This is a genomic window from Stenotrophomonas sp. PS02298 (genome assembly GCF_029959445.1).
Classification (GTDB): Bacteria; Pseudomonadota; Gammaproteobacteria; order Xanthomonadales; family Xanthomonadaceae; genus Stenotrophomonas.
In genome coordinates this window covers 64,423-74,271 of sequence record NZ_JASCOR010000003.1, presented here as the reverse complement: position 1 = coordinate 74,271, position 9,849 = coordinate 64,423, and the positions used below count along the sequence as shown (strand labels likewise).

General features: G+C 64.9%; 7 protein-coding genes and 1 pseudogene. 5 read left to right on the top strand and 3 right to left on the bottom strand.

The features are described 5' to 3' along the window. The 3 genes from QMX78_RS01255 to QMX78_RS01245 all read right to left on the bottom strand — a co-directional run. Positions 1-2,821: Tn3 family transposase (locus tag QMX78_RS01255; protein WP_282265771.1), on the bottom strand; the 2,821-nt coding region annotated here is incomplete at its 3' end. A gap of 24 nt (positions 2,822-2,845) precedes the next feature. Then, positions 2,846-4,117, bottom strand: coding sequence for a site-specific integrase (locus tag QMX78_RS01250; RefSeq protein ID WP_005413373.1), 1,272 nt, complete (start codon positions 4,115-4,117; stop codon positions 2,846-2,848). Beyond that, positions 4,114-4,527, bottom strand: coding sequence for a helix-turn-helix domain-containing protein (locus QMX78_RS01245; protein WP_012480230.1), 414 nt, complete (start codon positions 4,525-4,527; stop codon positions 4,114-4,116). The genes QMX78_RS01250 and QMX78_RS01245 overlap by 4 nt, the downstream gene beginning before the upstream one ends. A gap of 90 nt (positions 4,528-4,617) precedes the next feature. On the opposite strand from QMX78_RS01245, the gene QMX78_RS01240 reads away from it, so the two are divergent. From QMX78_RS01240 to QMX78_RS01220, 5 genes and pseudogenes are all read left to right on the top strand, one after another. Next, positions 4,618-6,573: an FTR1 family protein gene (locus QMX78_RS01240; protein ID WP_005413375.1), complete on the top strand. Its 1,956-nt coding sequence runs from the start codon at positions 4,618-4,620 to the stop codon at positions 6,571-6,573. A 27-nt stretch (positions 6,574-6,600) separates the two neighbouring features. Then, positions 6,601-7,218, top strand: a complete 618-nt coding sequence (locus tag QMX78_RS01235) for a cation transporter (RefSeq protein ID WP_005413376.1) — start codon at positions 6,601-6,603, stop codon at positions 7,216-7,218. Beyond that, complete coding sequence (locus tag QMX78_RS01230; protein WP_012480228.1) at positions 7,215-7,571, top strand: hypothetical protein; 357 nt, start codon at positions 7,215-7,217, stop codon at positions 7,569-7,571. The genes QMX78_RS01235 and QMX78_RS01230 overlap by 4 nt, the downstream gene beginning before the upstream one ends. Positions 7,572-7,626: 55 nt before the next feature. Further along, positions 7,627-8,904 carry a TolC family protein gene (locus tag QMX78_RS01225; protein WP_005413377.1) on the top strand — a complete coding sequence of 426 codons (1,278 nt, stop codon included), beginning with the start codon at positions 7,627-7,629 and terminating at the stop codon, positions 8,902-8,904. Positions 8,905-9,041: 137 nt separating this feature from the next. Then, positions 9,042-9,848, top strand: a pseudogene (locus QMX78_RS01220) (efflux RND transporter periplasmic adaptor subunit); the annotation flags it as partial. Between the last annotated feature and the right edge of the window lies 1 nt (position 9,849).

Sequence of the window (9,849 nt, the reverse complement as noted above, 5' to 3'; positions counted from 1 at the left end):
GGCTCATGCCTTCCACGTTGTGGAGGATGATCATGTTGGCCACCAGCTGGCTGTACTTGATGATCTTGCGCTGCTCGTGTTGGACGTTCTCAGCAATGATCCCCTGGCTGCCAAAGAACACCCATTTCACGAAGCCGTTGTATTCCTCGCTCTTGTTGGTCGCAGCATGGATCGTTTTGCGGATCTCGTTGTCATCAATGTAGCGCAGCAAGAACAGCGTTCGGACGGCCTTGCCAAGTTCTCGGAATGCGAAGTAAAGCTTGTTCTTCCGGCTGTAGGTGCCCAGCCGGCGCAGGATCGAGGACGCGGTGATCTTGCCCAATCGGATTGAGATCACCACGCGCAGCATGTCGTGGAGATGGGTGGCGATCAGTTGCCAGTCGATGCTGTCCCCGAACAGTGCCTGGATGTTCTTATAAGCCCTACCCGGTTCGGGCCGAAAGAATGTCAGGTCCTTGATGTTCCGGATCCGGGGCATCAGCTGGATGCCCAGCATGTGGGCCAGGCCGAAGACCGGGTAGCTTTGGGCCTGCGTGTCGCCATGGACGATCTCAGGCTGGATGTCGGAAGTGTTGGCCAACAGACCGTCGAGGATGTAGATGCCCTCGTGCACGCCACAGGGAATGAAGTGGCTGAAGAGCGCCACGTATTTATCGGACACATGGTAGTAGCCGATGCCACCGTAGCCGCCGTAGCGGATGTGATACTCCGACAGCAGGTTGTCCTCGTAGACGCTCCACTTCGTGCCATCAGCTGATGCGCTCTTGCCGCTGCCCCAATAGCCAGGCAGGTCGAATTTGTTGTAGGTATTGATGACCTCCACGATGGCCTTCTCAAGCACATCCTCGGTCACGTATTTCAGGTTTAGCCAAGCGACTTGGCGCCGGCTGAAGCCCTTGATCGACCGCGCCGTCTGCGTCGGCCCCAGGTTGCAGCCATAGCAAAATAGCGTGGTGATCACACGTCGGGGCAGATCTTCGACCTGGCTCTCGGTGCCGGCGATCGGGCGGAAGAAACGGTGCAGATCCAGCCATTGGCTGGCATCGATCAGGACATCGACGATGCTGGATTCTGGAAGCCGTTCGGCGATGAGGCGATCCACGGTGGTAATCGCGCTGGAGACTTCGGCGCGTTGCCCCTTCCGCAGCACCAGGCGCCCATCCAGGATGTCCGCATGTACGTTCTCCGGGAAACGCGCGTCGACCTCATCGGCCAGGGAGGTCAGTTGTGCACGTAATCCCGCCACGAAAGACTCGGCGTCGGTGGGCAGGCCTGACACCTGGCCGTAGGCTTCCAGTTCCTGGGCCAAGGTGGCTTCATCGACCAGCTGCTCACGGTAGTCATCAAACCGTTCGCTGCTGGGAATGAAGAGATCTCCGGACTTCAGTTCGTCCTTGACCTGCACCAGCACGGCCAGCTCGAAGTACTTACGGTGCATCCAGCCGGCGCCGGCTGCACTGGCCCGCTTGCCGAACACGTGCTGACGCCAGAGCTTGGACATCCAGTCAAAGTCCTTTTCCGGGTCCAAACCGAGGGAGGCGACCTCGATCAGCTCACGGCGCTGGTTGCGCAGCGAGAGCACCGCTGCGATCAGCGGCTCCATGCCGGCGTCGTGGCTGGTCGCCCGAAGTTTCATCAGCTCCAGCCCATTGAACAGCAGCGGCCTGACCGCGCCATAGGGCTGCAGCATGAATGGCAGGTAGTTCTTCCCGGCGTAGGCCATATGTTCTTCGCATTCGGCCAGCAAGGTCGACACTTCCGCTTCCAGGCTGTTGTCGATGGCATCCACGCGCTGACTATCGCTGCCGTCGAGCTGATAGGCCTGTAGGATTTCCTTGAGCTGGCCGATGAGGAAGTCGGCCCGTTTGGCATGTTCGAGCTGGTAGGCCAGCAATTTCTGCTGGGCCGTGTTCTCCAGCCCGCGCACCTGCTTGATGAACAACTCGGCTGCATCATCCAGTGTCTTGGCATGCTGGGCGCGAATGAAGATGGTGGCCAGCGCATAGCGCTTGTCCGGAGCCAGTTCGGCCAGCTCGCTGGCGTCATAGGCCCGAGCCATCGCACGGAACTGCTTGAGCTTGGGCACCGGCACATCAATGGGAGGCAGCTGGTCGGCCAACTGCTGCAGCATGCGGATGTGCTGCAGATAGAACCGAACTTCCTTGTTGGTGGGCCGGCCGGGCTCGCGCTTGAGTGATTGCCAGCCGGTGAACCTGGACCCTTCCGGTGCGCGCAGCAGTTCGTCGATGAGCGTGCGCGTGGCAGGCGTCAGTGCGTGGCTGATGCTGCGGTAGTAGCCCAGATTGACCCGCTCACGGGCGCCGATGGCGGCCAGCTCCAGAGTGCGGAAACCGGGCAGTTCGTAGCGATGGTGCACCAGCTCTTCGAGCAGGACGTTCACGATGTCCGGGATGGTGTGCTTGGTCTGGGCTGCTCCGGTGGCCACGGTGTCCAGCCAAGCCAAGCCCGATTTATCCAGGGGACGTACCCCGATGAATTGCCGAAGCTGCGGCATATGCCGGCGCTGGCTGCCGGAAGCGTCGTAGCGTTCGAGCTGGTCGGTGTCCAATACGCGCCCGAGTCGGGCGGCCTTGGCGATGTGCTTCCGGATCCGCTCGGGTACGTCGGCCAACACCGTGAAGTAGCCCAAGCGTTGGAAGAGCTTGAGATGAATCAGTACCGCCAGCTGCGGACCCGGCTGGGTGGTCAGCTGCTTGGCGAATGCAATCTCAGCGGCGGTCGGGGTATAGATCTCCTCCAGTTCCTTGGCGGTGGGATCAGGCTTCAGTCGCGGGTAGGCGGTCTCGTGAAGGGTAGCCATTGGATCCGGAGGGTGTGAGGGGGATCAGTCCCAGTGCCGGCCGTCGTCTGTACTGAGCGACGCTTCCAGGAAGCACTGGTGCGTATCGGCCATGCGGTGCATGTCATCGAGCAACGTGGCCAGGATTTCATCCAGATCCCTTTCGGGATCGGTGGGAGCAGTCAACTGGTACTCGCTGCTGGCGGTGTTCAGGCGCACAGCCTGGAACGGGGCCAAGCAGATCTCTTCAATTCGGCCTCGGGCCTTGGCCGCGCCGCGGCCCGTGCGGGCAAACGGGGTCAGCACCATGCGCAGGCGCAGCTGCAGGGCCGATTTGCCCTCCGGCGCCGGCAGTGCCATCGCCGGTACCGGCACGGTTGGACTGGGCAGGCTTGCTTCAATGCGGTCCCGGGCAAACGGGTCACGCCCGTCCAGGTAACGCATGGCCGACTGCACATCGCGCCAGCCCACGTACTCCATCAAGGCCTTCATGTCCCAGCCTTGGTCGTTGGCCCAGCTGGCAAAGCCGCGGCGCAACGAATGGCTGCTGTGGAGCCCCGCATCGGCAAAGCCGGCACTGGTCAGCAACTCGCGCAGCAGGCGCACCAAGCTGTTGGGATGTAGGCCTTCGGCGCTCACCTGGCCCCATTGGTTGACTGCCCGAAACACCGGCCCTTCTTGCAGGTCGGCCGCCTGCAGCCACGCCTGGGTCGCCTCCACCGGACATAACCGCGACAGCGCCGGCACCTTGTAGGTGACGCCGGCTGCCTGGCGATCACCCTTGCTGCGTGGCAAGAAGCAGGTCATCCCCTGTCCCGGCACCAGCGTGAGATGGGCCACGTCCAGACGCAGCAGTTCATCGCCACGGAATCCCCGCCAGAACCCGAGCAGCACCAGCGCTCGGTCTCGTTGATGGCGCAGCGCCGCCGGCCCATCGCCCCGGGCATGTGCCGCAGCGATCGCCGCGGCCAGCCAGTCATCGAGCTCGACCAGCCGCCGAATCTGGAGCGGCGCGGCTTGCTTGACCTGGCCCGGGTGCAGGGTCTGGATGCCTTTGAGCACCTTGCGCACCAGCGGCGATCGGGTCGGGTCGACAAAGCCGTGGTCGCGGTGCCAAGAGGCGATGGCCGCCAGACGTTGGCGGAGGGTGCTGGTCGCCAAGGTCTGCGCATAAGCGGCCAGGTACCGGGCCACGCTGTCAGGTGTCGCTGGGAGGTGGCCTTGCCATTCAACCTCGAAGTGCCGCAGCGCCGACGCATAGCTGCGCACCGTGTTCTGGCGCGTGGCCGCATCGAGGTAGCGGTCCAGTTCGGTCACTGGCGCGTGGCCTCCACCGAGGTCGTCTGGCGCAGCGTCGACAGGATGGTGCATTCCGCCCGCTGCCCGCCATGGCAACTGGCAATCACCCGTTCCAGCTCGCTGGCCATGCGCTGCAGGTCGGCCATGCGGGCGCGCACGTCGGCCAGATGGCTGCGGGCCAACCGGTCCACGTCCCCGCACGAAAGCTCCTCATCGCCGGCCAGCTGCAGCAGGCTGCGGACCTCCTCCAGGCTGAAGCCCAGGTCCCGGCCACGCGCAATGAAGCGCAGCCGCTCGATGTCGGCCGGGCCATAGACCCGGTAGCCGTTGCCCGTGCGCCCCGGGCGCGGCAGCAACCCGATCCGCTCGTAATAGCGAATCGTCTCCAAGTGGCATCCGCTGGCGTCGGCAGCCTCACTGATTTTCATTCGTAGTACGCTTGACTCCGTAGTAGCTACGGACTTTACGCTGAACCCGTATCCGCCGCCACTCCGGCCGCGGCGCTGCATGTGACGACCATGCCACTGCCCATCGCCTTGATTCGCTACTGCCTGATTGCCTTGCTGATCGGCTGGGTTCTGCCCGCTTCTGCTCAGGCGGAGCCTGCCGCAGCAGACCTGCGCCAAACCTGGCAGATGCTCGATTACATCGCGGTCGACTACCCCGGCGCGGTCCAGGCCGGTCGCGTAATTGCCCCCAACGAATACGCCGAAATGAGCGAGTTTGCCGGCGCCGTGCGCAGTCAGCTGGCAGCATTGCCCGGTGGCCAGAACCAGCAGGAGCTGACGGCCCAGGCCGACCGCCTGGTCCAGGCGGTGGCAGAGAAGGCCGACCCGGCGCAAGTGGCAACGTTGGCGCGCGGGCTCGGCACGACGCTGTTGGCCCGCTACCCGATCGGCGCTGTTCCGGCGAGCGCGCCGAAGACCTCCCAGGCCGCGTCCATCTACAGCCAGCAGTGCGCGGCCTGTCACGGCCCCACAGGTCACGGTGATGGCCCCGCCGCGCAAGCGTTAAGTCCGCCGCCGATCGCGTTCACCGATGCCACTCGCGCCGCGCAGCGAACGCCGCTGTCGTTGTACGAGGTCATTTCCCAGGGTGTGCCGGGTACCGGCATGGTCAGCTTCTCTGGGCTGTCAGAAAGTGATCGCTGGGCGTTGGCATTCTATGTGGGCAGCTTGGGGTACTCCTCGCAAGCCAAGGCTCAAGGTGAGGCGTTATGGCGCACCAGTGCCGAGGCCCATACGCACATTCCCTCGCTCGAAGCGCTGACACGCACGCGAGAGGCCGATCTTGCCACCACGATGCCCGCCGATCAGGCAAACGCGATCATCGCCTACCTGCGTTCGCAGCCACAGGCAGTAAACGAAGCGGTACCAGGAGCCGATCGCTTTGCGGTGGCGCGGCAGCGACTGGCCGCCAGCCAGCGCGCTTACGCTGATGAGGACCTGGCTCAAGCCAAAAAGCTTGCGCTCTCGTCCTATCTGGATGGTGTAGAGCCGCTTGAACCCACGCTGGCCACGCGCAATCCGTCATTGCTGCGAGAGATCGAGACGGCCATGGCAGGCTACCGCGCGCAGCTGGATCAGCATGCGCCCGCGGCTGACGTTGCCGGGCAGGCAGCGCAAATTGCCCAGCTGTTTGATCGCGCGGACGTGGCGCTGCAGGACACCCGAATAGGCGCCAGCACCGCGTTTCTAGGCAGCTTTACCATCTTGGTACGCGAAGGACTGGAAGCGCTGCTGATCGTGATTGGTATCGTGGCGTTCTTGCGTAAAGCCGAGCGGTCTGATGTGTTGCCGTATGTGCATGCGGGTTGGATCTGCGCGTTGTTGGCAGGCGCAGCTACCTGGGCAGTGGCCACTTACTTTGTTGATATCAGCGGTGCGAACCGGGAAGTCACTGAGGGCGTCTCGGCCTTGTTCGCTGCCGCTGTCCTGCTCAGCGTAGGCATCTGGATGCACCAAAAGAGCCTTGCAGGGCGGTGGCAGGAGTACCTGCACGCCAAGCTGACGACTGCGCTGACACGGCGCTCGGCTGTTTTCCTGTTCATGCTGGCCTTTGTCGCGGTGTACCGCGAGGTGTTTGAGACGATCTTGTTCTACATCGCGATGTGGAGCGATCAGGCGTCCACCGCCATCCTCGCAGGCCTGGTGGCGGGAATCGCGGTGTTGGCTGCGGTGGCGTACTGGATGCTGCGCATGAGCAGGCGACTGCCGATTGGCCGGTTCTTTTCGATCAGCTCGATTCTCATCGCGGTGATGGCGGTCATCCTGATCGGTAAAGGCGTGGCCGCGTTGCAGGAAGCGGGCTGGATCTCTCAAACACCGCTCGCGTTGCCGCGCATCGAGTGGATCGGCCTGTATCCCACCTGGCAGTCGCTGCTGGCGCAGGTATTGGTAGGCACCGCCGCCATCGTGGGGTTCCTCGCCAATGCCCGTTCCGGTGTGCGTAGACAGCCAGGCGCAAACAAGTAATGAAACAACACAGCAGAGGACCAAGACATGAGTGATTGTGGGTGCCACCACGAAGCCAAGAACAAGGAGGAGCGACGCATCCTCTGGATCGCCTTGGTCCTGAATGCAGCGATGGCCGTGATCGGCGGCATTGCCGGCTGGATTGCCCATTCCACCGGGCTGCTGGCTGACGCGCTGGACATGCTGTCTGACGCCACCGCCTATGCCATTGGCCTGGTCGCTATCGGGCGCACGGCGCGCTTCAAGGCCAACGCCGCGTGGGTCAGTGGCAGCGTGCTGCTGGTGCTGGGCGTAGGCGTGCTGGTCGAAGTCGGCCGCCGGGTGATGTACGGCGCCGAGCCGGTCAGCGGTTGGATGATCGGTACCGCTCTGGTCTCGCTGGCCGTGAACCTGAAGGTGCTCCGTATGCTCGCCCCCTTGAAGTCTGGCGAAGTGCATCTGCGAGCGACCTGGCTGTTTACCCGCGCCGATGTGGTGGCCAACGTTGGGGTGATTCTGGCCGGCCTGTTGGTGTGGTGGCTGGCCAGCCCCTACCCGGATTTCGTGATCGGCGCCCTGATCGGCCTGTATGTGATCAAGGAGGCTTTCGAGATCTTGGGTGATGCTCGCCGGGCGCGTGCCGACGCGCGCAAAACGCCTGCATGACAGCGCTTGGCCGGCTGAGCTGTGGCCTGCGCTGGCTGCTGCTGGCGCACTTGGCCGTGGGCCTTGTGACGCAGCCGGTGCTGGCAGTGGTTGGCGAGCTCCATGCTCAAACCCATCTGGCCGCGGCCGACCATGACCCGGCAGTGGCATCACCAGCTTCCGAGCGTGGCGTAGACGCCGCGCTGCACCGGCTACAGCAGCTGGTGCTGTGCTGTAGCCAGGCCGCGCCGGCTCCAGAAATAGTGTTGGCCATTGCTCATATCGGCCGGCATTGGCCGTCGGCGACAGCCCATGCGGACAGATATCGGCATGAGCACCTGCTCGCGCCGTTCCGGCCGCCGATCGCAGGGTGATGCGCGCCGGCGTGCGCCGGATCCCTGTTGGCTATCGAAAATTCTGGAGTACTTCATGCATGTGCGATTGGCGGCCCTGGCCGCGTGGCTACTGTTGAGCGCGGCGGCAACGCCGGCGACAGCAGAAGAGCTGATGACCTTGGACGACGCGTTTGCACGCGTGGCCCAAACCCACCCCGAGCTGCGCCTGGTCGATGCGCGGGCCACGGTGCTCGCTGCCGAGCGCGACCAGGCCGTGCAGCGGCCACCGTGGACGTTGGGGGCGGAGGTTGAAAATGCGCTGGGCACGGGCGCGGCCCGTGGCCTGGACAGCGCGGAGTTGACCTTGAGCCTGAGCTCGGTTCTGGAACGCGGCGGCAAGCTCGACGCCCGCCGCACCTTGGCCCAAAGCCGGATTGATGCACTGGCCGTGCAGCGCGAGACCGGGCGGCTGGACCTGCTCGCCGAGACGGCGCAGCGCTATTTGGCCGTTGTCGGTGCCGACCGGCAACGTAGCCTGGCGAACATGGATGTCGGCCAGCGCCAGCGGACCGTCGCCGCTGCCCGGCAGCGCCTGCAGGCTGGCGCGTCGCCCGAATCGGTGGTGCTCACCGCACAAGCAGCACTGGCGCGAGCAGAATTGACCCGTGATCGGGCCGAGCAGCAGCGCATTGCCGCCCGACAGCACCTTGCTGCCCTCTGGGGCGAACGTGCTCCGAGCTTCGAGGTGGCCGCGGCCGATCCCATGGCCCTGCCGGCGATCGCGTCCATGCAGTCGCTGGCCGAGGAATTGGAGCGCACTCCCGAGTTGGCGCAGTTTGTCGATGCCCGCCGGATCGCGCAGGCACGACTGCAGCTGGCGCGTTCGGCGGCCTCGCCGGACCTGTCCTGGCAGCTCGGTGTGCGCCGCCTGCAGGAGACCGACGACACCGCGCTGGTGGCCAGCCTGTCCATGCCGCTGGGCAGCCGCAGCCGCGCACAGCCGGAGATTCGCGCCGGCGAGGCCGAGCTGGAGGTCCTGACGATCGAGCGCGAGGCCAAGGGCCTGTCGCTGTATTCCACCTTGGTCGAGGCCCATGGCCGCTACACCGTGGCGCAGGCGGAGGTGGCACGGCTGCAAGGCGACGTGCTGCCGAAGCTGGCCCGGGCTGAGCAGGCCGCCGAGCGCGCCTATCGCGCCGGCGCGATCAGCTACCTGGAATGGGCACAGCTGCAGTCCGAACGCACGGCCATGGCCCAGCAGCAGCTGGACGTGGCGCTCGATGCGCAGCGCGCCCTGATCGAAATTCAACGACTGACCGGACAGGCGCTTGTAACGCCGGCGGCGGCCGCTTCCACCGGAGAGACCCCATGAATCGCTTTTCCTGGACCGCACTGGGCATGGCCCTGTTGCTAACAGCCTGCAATGCGTCCGCCCCCAACGAAGCCTCCGAGGGCGCCGCCGCCGCTGAGGGCGAAGAGCACGGCGAGCACGAGGAAGCGCCGCTGGAAACCAAGATTGCCACCAAGGCGGCGCAGGCGGCGGGTATCCAGGTCGCACCGGCAGGCCCCGGTGAGATTGCCGATGAGCATGAGGTGCAAGGGCTGTTGACCCCGATTGACGGTCGCATCGCGCAGGTCACGGCACGCTTCCCCGGACCGGTCCGCTCCGTGCGAGCCGGCGTGGGTGATCAGGTCCGGGCCGGCCAGGCACTGGCCACGGTAGAGAGCAACCTGAGCCTGACCACCTATACCGTCACCGCGCCGATCAGTGGCGTGGTGATGGCGCGTACGGCCGCTGTGGGCATGGCGGCCGCTGAGGGCGCGCCGCTGTTTGAGGTCGCCGACCTTTCCACGCTGTGGGTGGACCTGCACATCTTCGGCGCCGACGCTCAGCACATCGGTGCTGGCGTGCCGGTAGCGGTCACCCGCTTAAGCGACGGCGTCACTGCACAGACCACCTTGGAGCGCGTCCTCCCCGGCACCGCAACCGCCAGCCAAAGCACCATTGCGCGCGCCACGGTGGCCAACACCGATGGCCTGTGGCGGCCGGGGTCGGCGGTCAAGGCGCGGGTCACCGTGGATCGTCAATCGGCCGCGCTGGTGGTGCCGATCACGGCGCTGCAGACCGCTGAAGACCAGGACGTGGTCTACGTGCAGCAGGGCGAGACCTACCACACCCGGCCGGTGAAACTGGGGCGCCGCGACGCCGAACGCGCCGAAGTGCTGGAAGGCCTCAAGGCCGGTGAACAGGTGGTGGTGGCCCAGAGCTTCCTGATCAAGGCCGACATCGAAAAGTCCACCGTGGAAGAGGAATGAG

Excerpts from the sequence above, each read along its gene's own strand:
- QMX78_RS01245 (WP_012480230.1), bottom strand. The coding sequence starts at position 4,527 with ATGAAAATCAGTGAGGCTGCCGACGCCAGCGGATGCCACTTGGAGACG.
- QMX78_RS01240 (WP_005413375.1), top strand. The coding sequence starts at position 4,618 with ATGCCACTGCCCATCGCCTTGATTCGCTACTGCCTGATTGCCTTGCTG.
- QMX78_RS01230 (WP_012480228.1), top strand. The coding sequence starts at position 7,215 with ATGACAGCGCTTGGCCGGCTGAGCTGTGGCCTGCGCTGGCTGCTGCTG.
- QMX78_RS01225 (WP_005413377.1), top strand. The coding sequence starts at position 7,627 with ATGCATGTGCGATTGGCGGCCCTGGCCGCGTGGCTACTGTTGAGCGCG.
- QMX78_RS01235 (WP_005413376.1), top strand. The coding sequence starts at position 6,601 with ATGAGTGATTGTGGGTGCCACCACGAAGCCAAGAACAAGGAGGAGCGA.